General features: G+C 65.4%; 17 protein-coding genes. 7 read left to right on the top strand and 10 right to left on the bottom strand.

Annotation, left to right across the window (positions count from 1 at the left end; genetic code table 11):
* Positions 1 to 38: 38 nt before the first annotated feature.
* The 6 genes from ACMUJL_RS18045 to ACMUJL_RS18020 all read right to left on the bottom strand — a co-directional run bounded on the left by ACMUJL_RS18045 (position 39) and on the right by ACMUJL_RS18020 (position 6656).
* Positions 39 to 848 (bottom strand): ABC transporter permease, encoded by an 810-nt coding sequence (locus tag ACMUJL_RS18045; RefSeq protein ID WP_068287009.1) that lies wholly within the window; start codon positions 846 to 848, stop codon positions 39 to 41.
* Positions 838 to 1812 carry an ABC transporter permease gene (locus ACMUJL_RS18040; RefSeq protein ID WP_375571965.1) on the bottom strand — a complete coding sequence of 325 codons (975 nt, stop codon included), beginning with the start codon at positions 1810 to 1812 and terminating at the stop codon, positions 838 to 840. The genes ACMUJL_RS18045 and ACMUJL_RS18040 overlap by 11 nt, the downstream gene beginning before the upstream one ends.
* A complete protein-coding gene (locus tag ACMUJL_RS18035; protein WP_416914375.1) occupies positions 1812 to 2801 on the bottom strand; it encodes an ABC transporter ATP-binding protein in 990 nt (329 codons plus the stop codon). The genes ACMUJL_RS18040 and ACMUJL_RS18035 overlap by 1 nt, the downstream gene beginning before the upstream one ends.
* Before the next feature lie 77 nt (positions 2802 to 2878).
* Positions 2879 to 4036 (bottom strand): ABC transporter substrate-binding protein, encoded by a 1158-nt coding sequence (locus tag ACMUJL_RS18030; RefSeq protein ID WP_375571971.1) that lies wholly within the window; start codon positions 4034 to 4036, stop codon positions 2879 to 2881.
* A 203-nt stretch (positions 4037 to 4239) separates the two neighbouring features.
* Entirely contained in the window at positions 4240 to 5142 is a 903-nt protein-coding gene (locus ACMUJL_RS18025; protein WP_068287020.1) for a LysR family transcriptional regulator, read from the bottom strand.
* Between the two features lie 83 nt (positions 5143 to 5225).
* On the bottom strand, positions 5226 to 6656 hold the full coding sequence (locus tag ACMUJL_RS18020) for a DUF2793 domain-containing protein (RefSeq protein ID WP_068287023.1): 1431 nt from the start codon (positions 6654 to 6656) through the stop codon (positions 5226 to 5228).
* A gap of 183 nt (positions 6657 to 6839) precedes the next feature.
* Between ACMUJL_RS18020 and ACMUJL_RS18015 the strand changes: the two genes are divergently transcribed.
* A complete protein-coding gene (locus ACMUJL_RS18015) occupies positions 6840 to 8504 on the top strand; it encodes an amidohydrolase (protein WP_375571974.1) in 1665 nt (554 codons plus the stop codon).
* 74 nt (positions 8505 to 8578) lie between these two features.
* Positions 8579 to 9928, top strand: coding sequence for an ABC1 kinase family protein (locus ACMUJL_RS18010; protein WP_375571976.1), 1350 nt, complete (start codon positions 8579 to 8581; stop codon positions 9926 to 9928).
* A 14-nt stretch (positions 9929 to 9942) separates the two neighbouring features.
* Here ACMUJL_RS18010 and ACMUJL_RS18005 read toward each other — a convergent pair whose 3' ends face one another.
* Complete coding sequence (locus tag ACMUJL_RS18005) at positions 9943 to 10461, bottom strand: hypothetical protein (protein WP_375571978.1); 519 nt, start codon at positions 10459 to 10461, stop codon at positions 9943 to 9945.
* Complete coding sequence (locus ACMUJL_RS18000; protein ID WP_375571980.1) at positions 10458 to 11273, bottom strand: helix-turn-helix transcriptional regulator; 816 nt, start codon at positions 11271 to 11273, stop codon at positions 10458 to 10460. The genes ACMUJL_RS18005 and ACMUJL_RS18000 overlap by 4 nt, the downstream gene beginning before the upstream one ends.
* Positions 11274 to 12040: 767 nt before the next feature.
* Between ACMUJL_RS18000 and ACMUJL_RS17995 the strand changes: the two genes are divergently transcribed.
* From ACMUJL_RS17995 to ACMUJL_RS17975, 5 genes are all read left to right on the top strand, one after another.
* On the top strand, positions 12041 to 14203 hold the full coding sequence (locus ACMUJL_RS17995) for a hypothetical protein (RefSeq protein WP_375571982.1): 2163 nt from the start codon (positions 12041 to 12043) through the stop codon (positions 14201 to 14203).
* A gap of 97 nt (positions 14204 to 14300) precedes the next feature.
* The gene (locus ACMUJL_RS17990) at positions 14301 to 16298 is read left to right on the top strand and encodes a hypothetical protein (RefSeq protein ID WP_375571984.1); all 1998 of its coding nucleotides are present in this window, start codon (positions 14301 to 14303) and stop codon (positions 16296 to 16298) included.
* Positions 16299 to 16365: 67 nt separating this feature from the next.
* Complete coding sequence (locus ACMUJL_RS17985) at positions 16366 to 18594, top strand: type I secretion system permease/ATPase (RefSeq protein WP_375571986.1); 2229 nt, start codon at positions 16366 to 16368, stop codon at positions 18592 to 18594.
* Entirely contained in the window at positions 18587 to 19927 is a 1341-nt protein-coding gene (locus tag ACMUJL_RS17980) for an HlyD family type I secretion periplasmic adaptor subunit (protein ID WP_375571988.1), read from the top strand. The genes ACMUJL_RS17985 and ACMUJL_RS17980 overlap by 8 nt, the downstream gene beginning before the upstream one ends.
* 181 nt (positions 19928 to 20108) lie before the next feature.
* Complete coding sequence (locus tag ACMUJL_RS17975) at positions 20109 to 21503, top strand: efflux transporter outer membrane subunit (protein ID WP_161486859.1); 1395 nt, start codon at positions 20109 to 20111, stop codon at positions 21501 to 21503.
* A gap of 67 nt (positions 21504 to 21570) precedes the next feature.
* On the opposite strand, the gene ACMUJL_RS17970 is transcribed toward ACMUJL_RS17975, so the two are convergent.
* Together ACMUJL_RS17970 and ACMUJL_RS17965 are read right to left on the bottom strand one after the other, a co-directional pair.
* Entirely contained in the window at positions 21571 to 22665 is a 1095-nt protein-coding gene (locus ACMUJL_RS17970; RefSeq protein ID WP_375571990.1) for a diguanylate cyclase domain-containing protein, read from the bottom strand.
* 3 nt (positions 22666 to 22668) lie between these two features.
* Complete coding sequence (locus ACMUJL_RS17965) at positions 22669 to 23280, bottom strand: heme NO-binding domain-containing protein (RefSeq protein ID WP_375571992.1); 612 nt, start codon at positions 23278 to 23280, stop codon at positions 22669 to 22671.
* Positions 23281 to 23388 lie beyond the last annotated feature (108 nt).

The raw sequence follows: 23388 nt of genomic DNA, 5'->3' as shown, positions 1-23388 counted from the left end.
ATTGCCCATGTGGTAACCTCCCTTGGGTCATATGCGGGTCATTTCCCGCCGCCGGCGGTCTCGGATCCGCCGCGCGTCAGGTAATAGGCGATGAGGATCGGCACGAAGGTGGTCACGAAGACCACGATCGCCACCACGTTCGTCACGGGGCGCTGGCGCGGGCGCACCAGCTCGTTCAGCATCCAGATCGGCAGGGTGCTTTGCTGGCCCGCGGTGAAGGTGGTCACGATCACCTCGTCGAAGGACAGCGCGAAGGCCAGCATCCCGCCCGCCAGCAGCGCCGAGCCGAGGTTGGGCAGGATCACATGCCGAAAGGTCTGAAAGCCGTTCGCGCCCAGATCCATCGAGGCCTCGACGATGGAGCCCGACAGCCGCCGGAACCGCGCGACCGCGTTGTTGAACACGATCACGATGCAGAAGGTCGCGTGCCCCATCAGGATCGTCCAGGTCGAAAACGGGATATCCATGATCGAAAAGGCCGACCGCAGCGACATGCCTGTGATGATGCCGGGCAGCGCGATGGGCAGGATGATCAGCAGGCTGATCTGGTCGCGCCCGAAGAACCGCGTCCTTGCCATGGCGGCCGCGCAGAGCGTGCCAAGGATCAGCGCCATCACCGTCGACAGCGCCGCCACCTTCAGCGACAGGTACAGCGGCGGCCAGATGTCGGCGCGGTTCCACGCCACGGCGAACCATTGCGTGGTCAGTCCCGGTGGCGGGAACTGATAGGTGCGTTCATCCGTCGTGAAGGCATAAAGAAAGATCAGCAGGATCGGCAGGTGCAGGAACAAGAGCCCCGCAATGGCACCAACGGTCAGGATCAGGGGCGGGCGGCTGTCAGAGCGCATCGAATGCCCCCTTGCGCCGCGCGATGGTCAGATAGATCAGCATGATCACGATGGGCACCACCGCAAAGGCCGCCGCCAGCGGAATGTTCCCCGCCGTGCCCTGCAACTGATAGACCGCCTGCCCGATGAAACGGCGCGACGATCCGACGATCTGCGGGATGATGTAATCCCCCATCGTCAGCGAGAAGGTAAAGATCGACCCCGCGATGATCCCCGGCAGCGCCAGCGGAAAGATCACCGTGCGCATCGTCTGCCAGCGGCTGGCCCCCAGATCGGCCGAGGCCTCGAGCATGGATTGCGGCACCCGTTCCAGCGAGGCCTGCATCGGCAGGATCATGTAGGGCAGCCAGACGTAGAGAAATACAAGCCAAGTCCCGATATAGCTGGTCGATAGCGACGTGCCCCCGATCACCGGCAAGGCCAGAATACCGTTCAGCACCGCCGAGGCCCCGATCCCGTCCGTGGCCCATGTGATGATCCCCTCGCGCGCCAGGATCAGCTTCCAGGCATAGACCTTGACCAGGTAGGACGACCACAGGGGCAGCATCACGCCCAGGTAGAACAGCGCCTTCCAGTGCCCCTTGGCATAGCGGGCCGCGAAATAGGCGATGGGAAAGGCGATGACCACCGCCCCCAGCGTCACGGCGGCGGACATGGCAACCGTGCGGATGATGATGTCCAGGTTGGCCGGGCGGAACAGCTCGGCATAGGTGGACAGCGTGAATTCCCGCCGGATCTGCCCCGAGAATTCGTCGATCGAATAAAAGCTTTGCAGCAGCAGCGCCGAGAGCGAGCCAAGGTAGACCACGACCAGCCAGCCCAGCGGCAGGATCAGAAGTGCGGCCAGCAACAGGTTTGGATGCCGCCACAGCAGCGCAGACACCCTGTCGCCTGCCCCACGTTCGGGCAGGATCGCCGAAGGGGTGGCCGGGGTCCGATCCGATGGTTGCGCGGCCAGCGTCATCAGCCCTGCTCCATCACGTGCATGGCTTGATCATCCCAGGCCAGGCCAACCTCGCGCCCCTGTTCGGGTACCGAGCTGCCCTTGGGCAGAAAGACCGAAATCTCGCCGCCCGGCGCCGCCACGACGACGCGGGTACCGGCCCCAAGATAGCGCAGGGCGATCACCTGCCCGCGTATCCGCGCGCCGTCATCGACGATGCGCACCGATTCCGGGCGCAGGCTGACGGGACGGGGGGGCGCGCCGAAACTGGCGGCCATCTCGGCGCTCAGCACATTCGACGACCCGACGAAATCGGCAACAAATCGCGTCCGTGGTTTTTCATAGATTTCGGCAGGCGTCCCGATCTGCGCGATCCTGCCTTCGGAAAAGACCGCGACCTGATCGGCCATCGACAGCGCCTCGCCCTGGTCATGGGTGACGAAGACAAAGGTGATGCCCAGACGCTGTTGCAGGGCTTTCAACTCGTCCTGCATCGCCTCGCGCAGCTTGAGGTCCAGCGCGCCCAGGGGTTCGTCCAGCAGCAGGACGCGCGGCTCGTTGATCAGCGCGCGCGCCAGCGCCACGCGCTGCCGCTGCCCGCCCGACAACTCGCCCGGTTTGCGGCCGCCGTAGCCTTCCAGCTTGACCAGCGCCAGCAATTCCTCGGCCCGGTCATGCCGCGTGCGCTTGTCCACACCCTTGACCATCAGCCCGTAGGCCACGTTGTCGCGCACGTTCATGTGCGGAAACAGCGCGTAGTCCTGAAAGACGGTATTCACGTTGCGCCGGTTGGGCGGCACATCGCTGCAATCCTGCCCGAAGATGCGGATCATGCCGCCCGTAGGCTGCTCGAACCCGGAAATCAGCCGCAGGCAGGTGGTCTTGCCCGATCCCGACGGCCCCAGCATCGCAAAGAACGTGCCTTCCGCGATGCTCAGATCGACACCATCGACCGCCCGGACCGATCCGAAATGGCGCGACACGTTCAGGAATTCGACAGCTGCGGGCATGGGATCTTCCGGGTCAGACAGGGGGCGCCCCCCGCTTGCGCGGGGGTGCCGTTTCGCAAGTGGTGATAAGTCTGGCGTCAGCGGCCGCCGATCACGCCGATGTAGTCGGAGACCCAGCGATAATAGGGCACGCATTCGCCCTGGCTTTCGCATTTGGTGACAGGCGTGGTCCAGAAGCGGATCCGTTCGAAATCGTCGAAACCGTTCTTGGTGCAGCCCTCGGCGGTCTGCATGCCGCGCCCGTCGGTGCAGGCGGCCGGCACAACCGGGTTGGCCCCGAACCAGACCGACAGATCGGCCTGCAGGTTGGATGCCAGCGTATGCTCCATCCACAGATAGGCGCAGGTCGTGTTCTCGGCGTTCACATGCAGCATGGATGTATCGGCCCAGCCGGTCGCCCCTTCCTGCGGGATCACGCTGGCCACCGGCACGCCGTCGGCCTGCAGCAGGTTCACCTGGAAGGGCCATGTGCCCGATGCCGCCATGCCTTCATTGCGGAAGTCGTCCATCTGGATGAAGGCGTCATGCCAATAGCGCGCCGTCAGGGTGCGCTGCACGCGCAGAACATCCAGCGCCGCATCATACTGTTCCTGGTTCAGTTCGTAGGGCGAGGTGATGCCAAGCTCGGGCTTGTGGAACATCAGGTATTGCGCCGCATCCGCGATATGGATCGGGCCGTCATAGGCCTGCACGCGGCCCTTGTTGGTCTTGCCATCGGGCAGGTCCATTTCCTCGAACACCACGTTCCAGGACGTGGGCGGGCTGTCACCGAACACTTCGGTATTGTACATCAGCACGTTCGGCCCCCACTGGTAGGGCACGCCGTAATGCACCCCGTCGACCACGTACCACGGTGCGTCCTTCAGCCGGTCATCGACCGTGCCCCAGGACGGGATCAGCGACAGGTTGATCGGCTGCACGCGCTGCCCGGCCACCAGCCGCAAGGACGCGTCGCCCGAGGCGGTGACAAGGTCGAACCCGCCTTCGTTCATCAGCGCCACCATTTCGTCCGAGGTGTTGGCGGTCTTGACCTGCACCATGCAGCCCGTTGCCTCTTCGAACTTGGTGACCCAGTCGAATTCGGCCATCGTCTCGCCGCGCTCGATATAGCCGGGCCAGGCGACGATGTTCAGCTTGCCCTCGGGTGTGCCCAGTGCGGCGATCTGCGCCACCGCTGGCATCACGCCCAGCATGGCCGCCAATGCCGTGGTTCCCATCAGTCTGAGATGTTTCATTCCAGTGCTCTCCATGTCGGTGCTTCACGTTACGCCGCCCCTTGCGCGGGCCGGTCCTTCATTGCGGTCAGGGTATGGAGAGGGGGTTGCTTCGCAATATCAAAATCCAGAAGCGATCCATCGGTTTTTCCGATACCTCGCCGCCGCGATGGCCCGAACCGGGGTTTTCAAGTGAATATCGGATGATAGCAAAGGGGCGCGGTCTAGCGGCCCGGCAAGGTGGATTGCGCCACTCTGATGAAATTCCGGGCTTGCGGACTGAGTGGGGCACCCCGCCGCCAGGCAAGGCCAACCTGTACGGTGGGCAGGTCGCCCGACACGTCCCTAATCTCGATTCGGTCGCCTTCCAGCGACCATGGGCGATAGACCAGCCCCGGCAGGATCGCGAGGCCCGCCCCCGTGGCGACAAGGCTGCGCACGGCCTCGACCGACCGGGTGCGAAAGGCGATGGTCGGCTTGACCGCCAGCGCCGCCATCAGCTGCCGCATGCTTTCCTCGATCTCGTCGACCATCAGCTGGATCAGCGGCACCTCGGTCAGCTGCTCCAGCGAAATTGCATCCGCCTGCCCCAGCGGATGGCCCAGCGGCAGCCACAGCCGGTAGGGCGACACCAGAAGCGTCTCGACGTTCAGGGCCATGCGGTCATGCACCGAAGATGTCAGCAGAACCGCCACATCCAGCTCGCCGCCGATCAGCAGGTGTTGCAGGTATTCGCCGCTATCCTCGATCACGTTCAGCTCGACCCGGGGATGCGCGCGGCGAAAGCGCGACAGGATATCGGACAGCACATAGCCCGCCACAAGCGAGGTGACGCCCAGCGCCAGCCGCCCGCCTTCCTGGTCAGCCTGCCCCCGGAAGGCATGCCGCGCATTCGACACATCGGCAAGGATCTGCTGGGCGTGGCGCAGGAACTGGCTGCCCAGATGCGTGATCTCAAGCCCGCGCGCCTGACGCTCAAACAGGGTCACGCCCAGATCGTCCTCCAGCGCGCGAATCGCCTCGGTCACCGAGGATTGCGAGATCGACAGCACGCGCGCCGCCCCCGTCACCGACCCCTGTTCGGCGGCGGCGATGAAGAATTGCAGCTGTCGCAACGTGAATGCCATGTCATGGGCCCGCCCTCTGCCCCGACCGCAGCATCGCGGCCAGGGCGGGCCTTGGTCAAGTGCAAGCGCGCGGCCACCCCCGGCTAGAGGTAGCGCCCCCCCTCGATCACTGTCCCCGCAACGGTGCCGGGAATGTACGAAGGCCCTGCCCCCACCGTGTTGATCACGCCATTGCCCGTTGCAACGTAGCGCGTACCCTGGATCGCACCGGCCGCCTCGTTCCACGCGACCTGAGAGCCCACGATCTGCGCGATCCCGTTCAATCCGGCATAGACCGTGGCGTTGAATGTCACGGGGGCCGTCGTCACCACGCTGACGCCGCTGCCCAGGTAGATATGCCCGCCCGCCGTGCTGAAGAGAAAATGCGCGCTGCCCGTCACGCCAAGCCGCAGGGTGCAGGACAGCACCTCGACATAGGCGGCATTGTCGGCGCCGATCAGGCGGGCCGTGCCGGTGCCAAGCTCGACCGTGCCGCGCAGGTTCACCCGCGCGCCGTAGCGCGCCCATAGCGTGACACTTGCCCCGGCGATCCGCAGTTCGCGCAGGGTCAGGTCGCAGGGGCCCGACACCTGTACGCCATAGGTCGTCCCCGAAATCGTGGTGGCGCCCGCCCCCGCCCCTTCAAGCGTCAGGCGCAGGTTGCCATTGCCCGGCACGAAAAGCCGCGCGCCTTCGGCAAAACTGCCCGCACCGATGCGCACCGTCACCGCGAAGGGCCCGCAATAAAGCCCCGCCGCCATGTCGACCGCCCGCTGTACCGTCCGAAAGGCCCCGGCTGCGGAATCCGTCAACCCGTCATTGGCATCGCTGCCGTCCAGCCGCACGAAATATGTCCGGTTGGCGCTTAGCTGCTCGGGGACACCGCTGATCCCGGCCGGAAAGCTGGCCTGCCCGCTGCTGGCGTCGATGACCATCGCCTCGGTCCAGCTGGCCCCATCGGCGCTGACCTTGACATGCAGGTCATCATCCCCCGCCAGCCCAAGCTCGGCCCGGCCCGACCAGCCGCTCTGCCACAGAAGCGAGGCCGTATCACCCGCCGCCGCCTTGTTGACCACCAGCCGGTGGTCATCCCCGTCATGGGTCAACAATGTCGCGGGCGCGGCCACGGCAAGACGGTTGGTCGCGTCCGAGGTGGTGTTGATCCCGAGCCCTGCAAGGTTCTCGAGGCCCGCCAGACCCGGCACGACCCAATCCGCGCCATCCCAGACCCGCAACTCGGCGGAACCGGCCAGCGTGGCGATCCAGCCGGGGCGCGGGTTGCGGAAGATCCAGCCATTGCCGGAAAAGACCGCCAGAGCACCATCTTGCCCCCCCCAGGCGCCACCGGCCCCGGCACCGATGGCCCAGACCTCGCCCTGGGCGGGCTGCGCGGGCGGCGTGACGGCGCCGAACCCTTCGACCGCCAGCTGCACCAGGGCATCCAGCAGCCGCAGCGCCTCGTTATGGGTGACATGCTTCTGCGCTTGCGACGGCAGGATGAACGGCAGATCGAGCCGGGGCGAATTGTCCGACATGGGGCCTCCTTGGGGCTGGATGCGGGGGCCGATGGATAGGGCCGAAAGGGTCAAGACCGCCTGAATCGGGCGTGCGGGGGGTTAACACTTGGGAAAGGACCGGGGCATGCCGCAAGACACGCTTGGACAGGCCCCATGGCGCGGGCTAGGCTGCGGCAACGCTGCTTTGGAAAGACCCCCGCCATGCCCACCCGCGCCACGACGATCATCACCAATGCCCGCATCCTGACCATGGACCCGGACCACCCGAGGGCCGAGGCGGTAGCCCTGCGCCATGACCGCATCCTTGCGTTGGGATCGACCGCGGACATCGCGGCGCTTGCAGGTGCCGACTGCACGGTGATCGACGCGGGCGGCGCAAGCCTGCTGCCGGGTTTCATCGAAAGCCACCTGCACCTGTTCATGGGCGGGTCCGAACTGTCGCATCTTCAGCTTCTGGGCGTGGAAGGCCCGGACCAACTGGGCCATGCCATCCGGGACTATGCCCACACCACCCCTCAGCGGCGGGTGATCGTGGGACAGGGCTGCGATTATGCCATCTATGGCCGCGCGCTGACCCGCCATGACCTTGACGCGATCCTGCCGGACCGACCGATCATCCTTGTGGCCGCGGATCATCACACCGGCTGGGCCAATACGGCTGCCCTGACCGAGGCGGGCATCCTGCAGGGCGCCACCGTCGGCCCCGGCAACGAGGTGGTGATGGGCGCGGATGGCCTGGCCACAGGCGAGCTGCGCGAATTCGAGGCGATGGCCCCCGTCCTGCGCGTGGCGGGCGAGCACCGGATCATGGCGGGCATCGCCACCGGCTTTGATCCCTTGCCCGCGCCCACGCAGGACGACATGATGGCCGACCTGCCCGCGATGCTGGCGGGCCTTGCCCATTGCGCGCGGCACGGGTTCACCAGCCTGGTGAACATGGACGGCAATCGCTACACGCTGCAGGTTCTGGACACCCTGCGCCAGCAGGGCCGGCTGACCGCACGGGTGCGCGTGCCCTTCCACTATCGCAATACCCGCAGCCCCGCCGATCTGGCCGAAGCCAGCGCGATGACCCGCGATTACAGCGATGACTGGCTGTCATCGGGCTTCGTCAAGATGTTCATGGACGGGGTGATCGACAGCGGCACGGCCGTGATGCTGAACGACTATCCCGACCAACCCGGCTGGCGCGGCGATCCGCTGCACGAGGCTGACCGCTTTGCCGAGATCTGCATCGAGGCCGACCGTCGCGGCCTGCAGATCGCGGTCCATGCCATCGGGGACGGCGCGGTGCGCCGGGTGCTGGACGGCTATGCCGCGGCCCGCAGCGCCAATGGCCCGCGCGACGCCCGCCACAGGATCGAACATATCGAACTGATCGACCGGGCCGATGTGCCGCGCCTTGCGGAATTGGGTGTGATCGCATCGGTCCAGCCCTCGCATGTGCCGGGCGCGATGGATTTTCCACCCTTTCCGTCGCTCGACAAGATCGGTCGCACCCGCTGGAAAGACGCCTTCCTGACACGCACCCTGGCCGAGGCGGGCGCGCGGATCGTCTTTGCCTCGGACTGGCCGGTGGCCGACATCAACCCGCTGCGCAGCATCCAGGCCGCCCTGACCCGCCAACCCTATGAGGGCGCGCAGGACGAACGGCTGACCCTGCACCAGGTGCTGGCCGCCTATACGATCGGTGGCGCCTATGCCGAACATACCGAGGACCGCAAGGGCATGCTGCGCCCCGGCTACCTTGCCGATCTTGTGCTGCTGGATGGCGATATCGAGGCCGCGGCGCCGGACCGCATCGCCACCCTTTGTGTGGCCCGCACCATCTGCGGCGGGCGCACGGTCTGGAACGCCGCCACATAAGCGCGGACCTGCACTGGTCACGCGCAGCCTTTGCCCCATCTTGCCCCTGACAGCAGGATGACGGAGCACGAGCCATGTCCCAGCACGATCAGGATCGCGACGCTGTCGCCCTGCCCGGCGGCCGCATCGGGCGATTGCTGCGCATGGGCGGGATGACCACGGGGCTGGTCGGCGACATGGCGGCGGCGGGCCTGCGCCAGCTGGCGCAGGGTCAGCGCCCACGCATGCAGCAGATGATCCTGACACCGCAAACCGCCACCCGCGTGACGCGCGATCTACGGGTGATGCGGGGCGCTGCCATGAAACTGGGCCAGATGCTGTCGATGGACCCCGGCCTTGTGCTGCCGCCCGAGATGACGACGATCCTGGCCGCCCTGCGCGACGAGGCGCATCACATGCCACCCGCGCAGCTGCGCGATGTGCTGGATGCGCAATGGGGCCGCGACTGGCGCCGCCGCTTCAGCCGGTTCGACGTGCGCCCCTTCGCCGCCGCCTCGATCGGGCAGGTGCATCGCGCCCGCACGCATGACGGGCAGGAGCTGGCGATCAAGGTGCAATACCCCGGCGTTGCGGACAGTATCGACAGCGACATCGCCAACCTTGGCACCCTGCTGCGCCTGCCCGGTCTGCTGCCGCGCGGGCTGGATATCGCACCCATGCTGGAAGAGTTGCGCAGCCAGCTGCATGCCGAGGTCGATTACACCGCCGAGGCGCGCAACCTGACGGATTTCAATCGCTTGCTGGCCGGGTCACAGGTCTTTCGCCTGCCGGAACTGCACCCCGATCTGAGCACGCCGCATGTGCTGGCGATGACATGGCTGGACAGTCAACCGCTTGAGGCGCTGCTGTCCGAACCCCAGGCGCTGCGCGACAGGGTCGCCGCGCATCTGATCGGCCTGCTGCTGCAGGAACTGTTTGACTTCAAGACCATGCAGACCGATCCGAACCTCGCGAACTTCCGCTACGACCCAGGCACGGGGCGGATCGTCCTGCTGGATTTCGGCGCGGTCACCCGCTTTGCCCCGCAACAGGTCGAAGGGTTCCGCACCCTGCTGCAGGCGGGTCTGGCGCAGGATCGCGCGGCGGCGGACGCGGCGCTGACCGCACTGGGCTATATCGACAGGACCACCCCCGCATCCCTGCGGGCGCGCATCCTCGACATGTTCGACACGGCGATGACACCGCTGCGCGACAACGCGCCTTTCGACTTTGCCGGATCTGACCTCGCCCTGCGGTTGAACGCCATGGGCCTTGCGCTGGGACAAGACCCCGACATGGCGCAGACCCCGCCCGAGGGCACCTTGTTCCTGCATCGCAAGATCGCGGGCATCTATCTGCTGGCCGCAAGGCTGCAAGCCCGGGTCGCGATCCGGCCGCTTGTCGCCGCGCATGACGACACCATGGCCAACCGCGCCACTGCCTGAACGGTCAGGCCGTTTCAGGCAGGGTAGCCATAGCGCGAGATATGCGCCCAGATATCGCGGTTCACCAGCGTGAGATCGGCAATGGACCTGGCGATACTGTCCACGGCGGCCGCATCCAGATCCAGCGCCTGCCCCATGCGGATACCGTCCTTGCGATCGGCGATCCGCATGAGGATGGAACGGGGTGGCCCGCCTTCAGGGTCAAAGGCATAGATGCAATGGTTGAAGCGGTTTCGGGCACCTGACAGTTTCATCAGGTCACGGGTCAGCCGCAGCACCGCATCGCGTTCCTCGGGCTTCTGGTGATCCATCTTGGCCAGTCTTTCGACCAGATCCACCCTGGCGCGGGTCGTGTTCAGCGTCAGGAAGATCACGACCGCCACATCCTTGGTGGTACCGGACAGCCCGGCAATCAGGTGCAAAAGCAGGCTTTCGGTGTTGGTCCAGGTATAGTTCAACCGCCCGATCAGCAGCAGGAATTCATCAAAATCAGCGCGTTGTGCATCTGAGCTTATCGGCTTTTGCGCGCTCATCGCCCCTCTCCCCGCCCCTCTCCCCAATGGCGCGAGAGGTACCAGTTGGCGGCCTCCGTGCGGTTGCGCGCGCCGATCTTGGTGATCGCATTGTGCAGATGCAGCTTCACGGTATGTTCCGACAGGGACATCTTGTGCGCGATGGTCTTGTTGCGCCCCCCCTGCGAGACAAGGGCAAGCACCTCCTCCTCGCGTGGTGTCAGGCGCGGATCAGAGGCATCGTCGGCGCCTTCAGCTTGGGAAGGGACCTTTACTGACATGGGCGACGCATCCATCGCGCCATCCTGTGCTGCCTCTGCGGTGTCTGCCGCATCGGTCATGAACGGCATGTCACCGGCGGGTGCCGGTGAAATCAGGTCGCCCGCGGCAAGAAGCTGCCCCGCCAGCACCAGCCGCAGCATCGCGGACCAGGGACAGATCGGCAGCGTCATCGGCAAGAGCAGCACATCGGCCAATGCCGGTTTCTGCCCGCGCTGGCCCAGAAGATGCCGCGCCACAGCCGGATCCCGATAGGCCAGGATCCAGCCCGCATCCGGCAGATCGGCCTTGAAGGACGTGATCTTGCGAAAGACCTCCGGTGCCAGACGGTCATCGAAAAACACCTTCTTCACCGGCAGCGCCGATGTCCGGCTGAACGACAGAAGATCGCGCAGCGTTTCGACCCGCAGGGCATGTGCTCCGCCCGCCTCCTGCTCGGTCATGCGCAGGATCGAGTTTGGAAACGCCAGCGCACTACCGACAAATACGAAGATATCGGTAGAACCGCTCAGGTTGTTCTTGGGCCTCGCGTAAATGGCATCGCGTTCAAACATGTCACCCCCCCAGGCTGTCAAACGCTGAAATATGTCAGAAAAAAGGTCTGCTATTGGTACTCCGCATCGGAAATATGCCTTAGGACTCATACGACATTTTTCTAGCTATCGAAACTAGCCGAATGATTAAGGACAAATTGTGGCAACCCTAACCTGGTCTTGCGCGGGGTATCCTGATCGGGTGGCTTTGCGAATTGGATGGGTCAAAACGGTGGGCGCCGATCCTATCCCTTGGAATAGTCACTAAAGAACATGCCGTTAGTCTTAAGTGATTTCAGCCCCCTGGTCGATTTCCGCCTCAACCGGGGCAACCGTTATGGATGATTAGCTATTCATCTAAAAGTAGAATACTATCTTTTCCCAAATCGTGAACAATCCAATAAAACGAATAAAATCAAGGCGCTGACCATGCCTTAACCCTTTGTCCAACTTACGAATCCGGGGTTGCAGTGAAAATCTGTCAGCGTCGGCCCGGAATCGGGCGGACATTTGACAAAGCCTATTTTCAACGGCCGGACCGGCCCGCTCATCACATGCGACCACCGGCCCGCAGCGGCCAGCGCCCGGATCAACCGATTCGGACGACGGGTTCCTGCACCCGGACGAAGGAGGAGCACCGACACGATTTCACAGGACGGGCCGATCCGCAGGTGTGGCAGCACCTCTCTGACGCCCGGCTGACTTGAGACGACAAACCCAACCATGCCCGGCAGTTGTCACTTTTTAGATGATTGGTGGCCAGACGGGCAAACCGGAGGACCAATACCATGGTCAAGAGAAACTCAGCCACGAACAACAACTTCATGATCGACGACATCGAAGTCGATACGATCGACGCGGATTTCGACACCGATATCACCGTCGAAAGCGCCGACGTGGAACTTGACGCGCAAGCGCAGGATCAGGAGCAGACCACGACGACCGATGTCGATCAGGGTCAGGGACAGGACCAGGATCAAGGCCAGGGCCAGGATCAAGGCCAGGGTCAGGATCAGGGCCAGAGCGCCGAACAGGACCAGGGCCAGATCCAGGGCCAGAGCGTGGACAACACCAACGGCAATAACGACAATTCCAACGCCAACGAGGTGAATATCGACTTCGGCGGTGGCGAATGGATCCCGCGGGACGATGATTTCATCGATCTCGACCTGTCGGGCAATTCGTCCGTGGATGATGTCTTCGGCGTCAAGGGCGATCTGGAATACGACCCCGGCAACGATCTGGACATGACCGATGTCCTGAACGACGTGTCCTTCGGCGCGGGCAATTCCAATGCCTTCGCCATCGGCCAGACCAACAACCTGACCGACAATGACACGCTGAACAACCCGACCGTCGCCAACAACGCCGACTTCAATCAGAATGGCGACGCAACCGGCGGCACCGCCTCGGCCGAGGAAGGGATCAAGGTCTCGTCCGATGGGGCGGAAGGCGGCGGCGACGCCGATGCCGATGGCGGTGACGCCAGCGGAGGCACCGCACTTGGCGGTTTTGCCGCAACCGGAACCGACGGTGACAGCGACGGCGGCGATGCCGATGCCGACAGCGGCGATGGCGGCGATGCCGGTGCGCTTGGCGGTTCGGTTCTAGGCATGGCCTCGGGCATGGCCGGCACCAACAGCGACAGCAGCGGTGGCGCTGGTGGCAGTTCCATCGCGGCCTCGGGTGCCGACAATGATGGCGACAGCGATCAGGACGGGGATGCCGATGGCGGCGACAGCGGCGATGCCGGTGCGCTTGGTCTGGGGCTGGGCGTGGCCTTGTCCGGGGCCGAGTCAGATGCATCCGATGCAGATGCCGGTGACGCCGGCGCCGATGGCGGCGGTCTTGGCCTTGGCCTGTCCGGTGCAGGCGCCATGGCAGGCGGCGGCACGGGCGGTGGTTCGGGCGCGGAAGCCGATGCCGATGCTGACGCCGATGCCGACACGGACGCGGATGCCGATGGCGGCAGCGGCGGCGGGTCCGGTGCATTGGGCCTGGGCGCAGGCCTCGGTGCGGCGGAATCCGACGCGGACAGCCAGGCGGCTGGCGGCCCGGCCGGTGCGCTGGCCGGAACGCTGGGCGGCGGCCTTCTGTCTGCGGCACTGGCAAATGCCGAAGGCGGTGACGCCGGCAGCGGTGCCACCGCGGGCGATGCGGGCGGAACCGGGACCGGCACCGGCAGCGGCGCCTCGAACGGCGGCGACGTCGGTGCAACCGATGCCGCGGCGGGCGATGCAACCGGCACGGCCGATGGCATGGCCGATGCGGCCAGCACCGGTGGTGCGGGCGGCGGCGGCGCATCCGACGCGGCCTCGAACGGGACCGGCACCGGGACCGGCACGGGCGGCGATGCGGCAGGCGGAGCAGCGGCAAACGCATCCGATGCGGCATCGGATGCAGGCGCAGGCGGAACCGCGGACGCGGCGGCCGACAGCGGCAATGGCGGCCTTGCGCAGGTCTTCGCGACCAGCGACATCGACGGCAGCGCCGACAGCATGGCCGAGGCGATCGCCGGCTATGGCGGCGCAGGCTGGTCCGATGACGATGCTGCCAATACCACCGGCGTGACCGGATCCGCCAGCACCAATGGCGGCTATGGCGGCGGCTCGGGCATGGCCGAAGGCGTCGGCGGCGCGGGCGGCACCATCATGGGCGGTGACGCCACGGGTGGGGCCGGAACGGTCGGCGATGCGATTGGCGGCTGGGGCGGCGACGCCTCCACCGGTGCAGGCGGCGCAGGCGGCAGCGGCGGTGCATGGGGCTCCAACAATGGCGATGATGGCTTCGTGACCGGGGAATCCTATGCCTCGGCGGCGGCGGCCGTGAACGTGACGGCGTTCAACCAGAGCATCGTCATGGGCGCCAACGTGCTGGGCAACTCGGTCGACATGACCGTGGTGGGCGGCGGCCTGACATCCACGGCCATCGGCGACGACGACCTCGGCTGAGGCCAGGACACCAGGGATCGGGGCCGGTTTGACCGGCCCCGATCCAACCGCTGCACCGCAGGACCGGTAAGGCGTTGAAAAAAAGGGGGATCAGAGCATGGCACTTGACCAGATCAGCGAGGAAATCGCCCATTTCGTCGGCATGTTTCATCTTGAAATCGAAGCAGCCAAGATGCGGCTGGATTACCTGGCCTTTCGCACCGAAATGGATGGGCCGGAGCTGGACCCGCTGAAGGAAGACAGGTTTGCCACCCGCGACGAGATGGCGTTGCGCGACCTCAGGACCAGGACAGACAATCCCGACAGCACCCCGCCCAGCGCGACACCTGCCGCGCCCAAGATGGCCTTTGTGCCATGGCAGGGCGCCGAAAGCGCGGCCGCCCCGGCGCAACAACCCGACCTCGCGACTGACAGCCCTGCCCCCATGGCGGCGGGCAGCCTGTCGCTGGGCGGCCAGATGGTCGAGATCCTGCCGAATTCCATCGTGCTGGCAATCGCACAGACCGCCTTTCTGACCGACGACGACCTTCTGATCTTCGACGGCAGCGCCGGTTTCACCGATCCGGCGCTTTACCTGACCCTGCTGCAGGACCTGGCCGAACTGGCCCAGTCCCTCAGCCTGATCGCCCCCTGGGCCTGGAGCCCGGCAAATGGTGCGCTCATGGACGCGGCCCAGCAGATGGCCGAGGCGATGACCGCAGCCGAAACCCCCGAGGCCGAAGGCCTGTCAGCCGTGATCCTGCGCGGCGACGACGCCGAAGGAAGCTTTGTCAACGGTGTGCGCGTGGACGACGTGCCCGCAATCAAGGACCTGCTGCCCGCCTTTCTGAAACTCAAGTCCGAAGAGGCAGAGGCAGAGGCCGAGGCGACACTGGTGAAATCGGATGGCGTGACGGATCATGATCCCGGCCCCTTCGCGGTTGATCCCGGCCATCATGTCGTCACCGGCGGCAACCGGGTCATCAATGAAACCGTGCTGAAATCCGTATGGGTCGATGCCCCCGTCATCGCCGTGGCGCAGGATGTGCTGCGGCTTGATGTGATCTCGCAGGTGAACATGCGCATTGCGTCATCGGACCTGCCCGGCCCCGCGCAGGCGGCCCCCTCACATGCGCTCAATATCGCGCAACTCGAACAGACCTCGGCCCTGGTGGCGCAATCCGATGCAGGCAAATCCGGCGACGGACCGGCAGAGGGCCTGCCCTCGATCTGGAACGTGACCCGTCTGGACGGCGATCTGATGCTGATGAACTGGGTCCAGCAGCATATCTTCGCCACCGACTATGACCGGGTCGAGGTGCAGTTCACCGGCGCCACCACCTATATCGGCACGGGCGAAAACCTTGTCTTCAACGAAACGCTGATCCTGAACCTCGGCTTTCACTATGACCTGATCCTGATCGGCGGCAACATGCTGACGCTGAACCAGATCACGCAGGTCAATGTGCTGCTGGATCAGGACAGGATCACCGGCGATGTCCCCGACGGCGCCACCCTGCACGCGGGCGACAACCTGCAGGTCAACACCGCCGCCATCATGACGACCGGCACGGACAGCATGGCCGAAAAGACCGACGCTTTCACGCAGGCCCTGTCCGAACTGGCGGGCGGTGCCAAGACCATCCCCGCCGCGCTGGCGCAGGACGCGCTTTTCGCCGGGAACGACGCGCTGAATGTGCTCTACATCAGTGGTGATCTGATCCAGACCAATGTGATCGAACAGACGAACTACCTGGGCGATTCCGATCAGATCCACTTCATCAAGGACATGTTCGCCACCGCCGAAGGGGCCGATGTCACCGTAACCGGCGGATCGAACGCCCAGATCAACGCGGCCAGCATCGTAGCCCAGGGGCTGGATTCCACCGTGATGGCGGGCGGCGAGGCCTATAGCGACGCGCTGATCTACCAGGCCGAACTGATCGACGACTGCGCCCCCCCGGCGGGTGTGCAGATGGACAAGCTGGCACCCGAGGCCGTGGCCTTCCTGGCCGATGACATGATCGGCCCTGCCCCCGCCGATGACTGCGGACCGGCGGTGCAGGTCGATGACTGCCCGGGCACGGTGGACGTGATGCAGACCATGCTGGCATGACCCCGGACCTGCAAGCGGACCCAGCCACAGCCGATCAGGACGCGACCGGAGACAAACCTTGAACAAGATGATCGACAGACCGCTGGAATTCAGGACGGTGCGGGGCGATGGCCGCGCGGCAAGCAGCAGTCCCCTGCCGCTGCTCCGCCTGACGGCGGATCTGCGGATCAATACGATTGCGACAGGACTGGACGCGGCGCATCGGCCCGAAGTGGCCGACGCCCCCGCACCTGCCGAAGCTGCGGACAAGGCAACCATGCAGGCCACCGCAACCCCGGAATCCCCGCCCGAAGACACACCGGCGCCGGACACCGCATCACGGGACACCGCAGCAGAGGGTCCCGCACCCGATCGCAACGCCACTGTGGCCGAGGCCGATCCCGCGCGCATGAAGGCGTTTCGCGACGACAATGCCGCCTCGCTATCGGCGGTGACCATCGAGGGCAGGACCGGCGGCCCGGTCATGGCGGGCCCCGCACGCCCCGGCGCGGGACAGGGCGGCGGCGGCAATGGCGGCGCCAGGTTTCACAAGCGGATGGGCCCCGAGGATTTCCAGCAAAGCCTGAAACTGGGCATCCGCACCGTCTGGCGCAACCTGAGCATGGTCATGCTGATGACCTGCGCCACCAACGTCCTGATCCTGGCGATCCCGATCTACCTGTTCCAGATCTCGGACCGGGTGCTGACCAGCAGATCGACCGACACGCTGATCATGCTGACACTGGTGATCGTCGGCGCGGTGGTGCTGCAATCGATGTTCGACGCGGTGCGCCGCTTCATGCTCATGCGCACGGCGGTCGAGGTGGCGGCGCGGCTGGGGGCGCCTGTGCTCAGCGCGGCGGCGGCGGCCTCGCTCAACGGCTCGGGGCGCGAATACCAGACGCTTGGCGATCTGCAGCAATTGCGCGGCTTCCTTGTCTCGGGCACGCTGATTTCCTTTCTCGACGTGCCTTTCGCCCCCCTGTTCATCCTTGTGATCTTCATGATCCACCCGCATCTGGGCATGATCGTGGTCGTCACGGCGCTGCTGCTGCTGGTGGTGGCGCTGGTCAATCAGCGCATCACCGCCAAACCCTTTGCCGAGGCGAACCTGGCCCAGGCCAAGGCGAACATGCATCTCGATTCCATGTCCCGCAACAGCCAGATCATCAATGCGATGGCCATGATCCCCGAGGCCGTCACGATCTGGGGCCGCGACACGGCTGCCTCGCTGATCGCGCAGGTCCGCGCGCAGGATCGCAACATCATCAGCGCCTCGGTCAGCCGCGCGGTCCGGATGCTGACGCAGGTGGGCATGCTGGGCTGGGGCGCCTACCTGGCCATCGACGGGCAGATCACCGGCGGCATGGTCATCGCCGCCTCCATCGTGGCGGGGCGAGCACTGGCCCCGATCGAAGGCTCGATCGAAGGCTGGAACGCCTTCATCCTGTCGCGCGCCGCCTATGGCCGGGTCGCGGCATTGCTGCGGGGATCGCGCCTGCAGTTCGAACGCCTCTGGCTGCCGCGCCCCGAGGGCCGGCTGAACGTGGAACGCCTGCTCTATGTACCGGGCGGCACCAAGCAGGTGATCCTGAACGGCATCAGCTTTGCCCTGGAACCGGGCGACAGCCTGGCGGTGATCGGCAATTCCGGCGCGGGCAAGACCACGCTGGGCAAGATGCTGGTCGGATCCATCCTGCCCACATCGGGCAACGTGCGGCTGGACCTGATGGACCTGCGCAACTGGGACCCCCGGCAGCTGGGCGAGAATATCGGCTACCTGCCGCAGGACGTGCAACTGTTCCCCGGCACGATCAAGGACAATATCGGCCGGATGCGCGCCGATGCGACCGACGAACAGATCCACCACGCCGCCGTTCTGGCCGATGTGCACGAGATGATCGCAAGCCTGCCGCAAGGCTACGAGACGATGGTCGCCGCCGATGGATCGCCCCTGTCCGGCGGGCAGAAACAGCGGATCGCCCTGGCGCGCGCCTTCTTCGGCAACCCCCGACTTGTCGTGCTGGACGAGCCGAACTCGAACCTCGACACCGCGGGCGACAAGGCGCTGGCCCGCGCCATCGAACATGCCCGCAAGGAAAAGATCACCGTGGTCGTGATCACGCAAAAGCCCTCGCTGCTGAATGTCGTGGACAAGATCATGCTTCTGGCCAATGGCGGCGTGGCCCTGTTCGGCCAGCGCGACAAGGTCATGGCCCAATTGAATCCCGCCGCCGCAAGGGCGCCACAGGTCCCCGAAGGCGGCACCGCCGCCATCGCACAGCCACACCAGCCAGGAACACCACGACATGTCTGACCTGACCGTCATTCCCCGCACCGATCTCTGGTATCAGGACGTACCGCGCTCGATCGGCAAGCAGGCCGCGGTCGGCCTTCTGCTGATGCTGGTCACGTTCGGCGGCTTCGGCGCATGGGCGATGATGGCGCCACTGGCGGCCGCCGTCATCGCACAGGGCAGTTTCGTGGCCACCGGACAGAACAAGATCGTGCAGCACCTCGAAGGGGGCATCATCTCGGACATCCTGGTCAAGGAAGGCGACCGCGTCCGCGAAGGGCAGATCATGCTGACGCTGGACCAGACGCTGGCGCTGGCCAGCACGCGCGAACTGTCGCTGCGCCGCATCCGGCTTGAGGCGACGCAAGCGCGGCTGATGGCCGAACAGCAGCATCTTGAGGCGCTGACCTTCGCGCCCCACCTCGAAGCCGAACGCGCCGACCCCGAGGCCGCGATGATCCTTGATGGTCAAAGCCTGGCCTTCCAGGCCTCCAGCGCAAGCCTTGCCAACGATATCAGCGTCATCACCCGCAATCTTGAAGCCCTCGAAATCCGCACGACGGGCTATGGCATCCAGTTGGCCTCGACGCGCAGCCAGCTTGGCCTGCTGGCCGAGGAACTGGCCGCCAAGACCCAGCTTGTGGAAAGCGGCCTGTCACGCCGCAGCGAGGCTTTGGCCCTGCAACGCGCCATGCTCGAGGCCGATGGCCAGGTCGGGCGGCTCGAGGCCGAGATCGCCGAACTTTCCGAGATGCGCGCCAAGTTCGAAGCGCAGATCGCCAAGACGCGCGACGACTACAGCCGCAACGCGCTGACCCAGCTTCAGACCGTCGAAAGCGAACTTGAAAGCGTGCGCGAACAGTTGCGAAAGTCCGAAAACATCCTGGACCGGACCCATGTGATCGCCCCCGTCGATGGCACCGTCGTCCGCCTCTATTATCACACGACGGGCGGTGTCGTCGAAACCGGCCGCCCCATTGTCGAGATCCTGCCGGCCGACGCCCCGCTGATCATCGAGGTCCTGGTGCCGCGCAACAGCATCGACAGCGTGCATGTGGGTCAGCACGCCACGGTCCGGCTGACAGGCATGAACCAGCGGACCACCCCGGTGCTCAACGGTCTTGTGGACTACGTATCGGCCGATGCGATCGCGGACGGCTCGAACGGGACGCGCCGCGAGGTCTACCTGTCGCGCGTCACCGTGCCCGTCAGCGAGATGCAGCGCATCCGGGGGTTTTCACTCACGCCGGGCATGCCGGCGGAAATCATGATCCAGACCGAGGAACGAACCTTTGCGCAGTATCTGGTCAAACCGGTGCTGGACAGCATGTCGCGCGCCTTCCGCGAACAATAGCCCTTGGGCAGCGCGCAAAACTCAACCTTGTATCTTATTGCGTTAGCGCAACACTCTACTTCTGGAATATTATTTTCCTTGTTTCAAAGGCCCGCTACGCGCATTCTGTCCGCCGAGCATACCCCTTTCCAACAGTCCGGCGATAAAGACCGGCATGGGGGACCAGAAGGCAGGATATACCATGAGCAGCTTTTCCTGGCGCAAAGCGGGACAGGGCATCGCCGTGATTACAGGGGTATCCCTTGTGGCCGCTTGCACCGATGCGCCCTACACGGCGCCGACTTTCCCATTCCTGGGGAACTACAAGGCGCATGCCGACAGCGTGCCCCGCGTACTGGACAATCATGACTGGTGGCGGCAGTTCAAGGATCCGGTCCTTGACGGGCTGGTGGAACGCGCCCTGTCGGAAAGCCTCAGCCTTGAGCTGGCCAAGGAGCGCGTGATCGAGGCCCAGGCTGCGCGCGACGGCTTGCCCATGGCCGCCAACCTGTCACCCAATGCGCGTGTGCAGCGTGAACGGCAGGACGGTGGCCCCAGCCTGACCCGGTCCGAAGCCAGCCTGGGCTTTGACTGGCTGCTGGACATCTACGGCGCCCGGCGCGCCCAGATCGAAGCCGCCGGCGCCCGGATCGAGATCGCGGATGCCGAACTGGACGCGGCGCGGCTGTTGCTGCTGCTCAATCTGTCAAATGCCTATGTCGACTTGCGCTACCAGCAGGCCAGCCTTGATCTGCGCCGGTCCGAACTGCGTTCGCGGCGCCAGACGCTGGACCTGGTGGACACCCTGTTCAAGGGGGACGCGGCCACCAGCATCGACGTTGTGCGGGCCAAGGCGCTTGTCTCTGAAACCCAGGCGGAAATTCCGGCACTCGAGGCGGCGATTGCAAACCTCAAGTCCGAAATCGCGGTCCTGTCGGGCCGGATGCCGGGCCAGCCCCTGCCCGACCTTGACAGCCGGGCGGCCCAGCCGCGCGTCAGCCTGTCGCCCAAGGTCGGCATCCCCTCGGACCTGCTGCGCAATCGCCCCGATATCCGCGTGGCCGAACGGGGTTACTATGCGGCCCTGCGGGACCTGAAGGTGGCGAATGCGGCCCTTTATCCGCAGCTCTCGCTGGGCGGCACCATCAGCCTGTCCTCGGTCTCCGGCAACCGCAACACCGATTATGTCTTTGGCCCGGCGCTGCGATTGCCCATGCTGCCGACGCAAGGCGCGCGCGCCACGGTGCTGCAGCGCGATTCCCGCGTGCGACAGGCCCATACCGCATGGCGGATCGCCGTGATCGAGGCGATCGGCGATGTCGAAGGCGCCCTGGCCGATTACGAGGCGAGCATGCGCGGACGCAACGCGGCCACCGAAACTGTCCGGCTTTATACCGAAGCCGTGCGCCTGACCCGCGAGAGCGTGGACAAGGACGGTGGCACCATCCGCGACCTCATCGATGCCGAACAGAACCTTGCCGTCGCCCACGCCGGGTTGGCCAATGCCTTGCGGCAATCCGGGCGCAGCTTCATCGCGCTGAACATCAACCTGGGCGCGGGGCATCGTTACGGCGCACTTGCGGAAAAGGCGCGCTGAACAGGCCCCGCACCGGCCGGCGTGATGCCGGATCGGAAGGGGCGCGTGGCGGGGGCCGTGCCGGCGATCAATCGTCATCCGTGACCTGGTGAAAGAACTGGTGGCATCCCCGCCCGGCCTTTTTGGATCTGTAGAGCGCCGCATCCGCATCAGCCATCATCCGCCCCATGTCGAGCCTGTCGTAATCGCCGGACAGCACCGTGCCGATACTGCCCGAGATGTGGCAATGCGTGTCGCAATAGGGGATCGGCTGACACAGACGGGCGATGATGCGCTGCGCGATTGTATCCAGCATGGCACGATCCTGAAGCTTGGGAAACACCAGGACGAATTCATCCCCCCCGATGCGCGCCACCGTATCGCCGCTGCGCGTCTCTTCGGTCAGGATGATGGCGACATGGCGCAGCACGTGATCACCTGCGGCATGGCCAAGCGTATCGTTCACCGCCTTGAAGTGATCAAGGTCAAGATGCATGGCGGCGAAAGGCTCGCGCCCGTGGCAAAGCCGCTCCAGCAGATGATCAAGCGCCCGGCGATTGGACAGACCCGTCAGCGTATCGGTCAGCGCCTGCGCCTCTGCCGCGACCATCGCACCGCGCAGGCGCAGGTTCAGCTTGCGACTTTCCTCCATCGCGGCCGATTTCGCCTCGAATAGATAAAGAAGCTCCACCGTCATGTCCGTCGCGGCGAAATCCGCCGACGTCAGCGCGTAGTCCCGCAAGGCATCCATGATGGAGATCCCGAAAGACAGGTTCAGGACCATGCCCTGACCGGTCGCGGCCAGACACCCCTTGAAAGCGGTCATCGGATGGTCGCGAAACACAAGGTGCAGGATCTTGCCCTGCAGCGGGCGCAGATCTTCCCAGGCAGCGATCTGCCGCGGGCGCGTCACCTCGAATATGTCCAGCACCGATGCGCCTTTCAGCCGGGTTTGCGGGCGCAGCCGGGCAAGTGTCGGCCCCGCATGCAGCACCTCGCCCGCCGGACCAAGCAACAGGTGCATCGGGCAAAGCACATCCAGAACAGGCGCCAGATCCACCGGGTCAGGGCCGTGTGACGCCCCCCCGCCGGACACCGCCTGCTGGCCAGCCTGTCCCCCCGCACCGGTATCGCCGGACAGGGCGTCCGGCCCGACATGCATCCCCGCCTGCTGCCTGCCCATGCCTCAACCCGCCTTCCGGCCCAGTTCGAACCGGCGCCCTTCGCTGTAGTCGCAGGCCACAAGCGCGATCTCGATCACCTCGCATCCCGGCGCGGGCGGGCCGTGATCCAGCACGACCAGCGCGCCATAATCATCGGCCATGGCGCGCAGGACGCCCATCATTACCGAACCGAAACCAAGAAAACCGGCATCCTGCCGATAGGGCGCCCCCGTCAGGCAGCGCAACTGGTAGCGGTCCGGCGCAATCTCCTGCAGTTCCAGCGGGGGCAGGTCCAGATCGGAAACCGCCAGCCGGGCGCGATCGGGCAGATCGTCCAATGAGCACAGGAAATCGGTGAAACCCTCACCGCCGAACCGCAGCAAGCGGCGCAGCGCCTCGATATTCGGGTGCGAGACCAGGTAGGTGCCCAGATCCTCCAGCACCTCGGCCATGGGCCGGCCAAGCCGTCTGCAGGTCGCATCCAGCACCCTGCCCGTCAGCGCCGGATCATGATCCAGCATCGCTTCGAACCCGGCGCCATCCAGGTGGGCCGCACGGGCCACATCGCGCCATGTGCCGGGACCATGCATATCGGTCACGAAACACTGTATCGCCCGGTTGATCAGCCCATGCATCCCAGATCCCTTCGCTGCGTCGCGCACAGAATCCGGGATAACCGTAAATATTTGACCAATATCTTCAATTTGCAGGACTTTGGCCTGTCCGGTCCGAGGGACCCGGCC

Source organism: Seohaeicola sp. (assembly GCF_048006315.1).
Classification (GTDB): domain Bacteria; phylum Pseudomonadota; class Alphaproteobacteria; order Rhodobacterales; family Rhodobacteraceae; genus Seohaeicola.
This window is presented reverse-complemented; position numbering and strand designations above follow the sequence as displayed.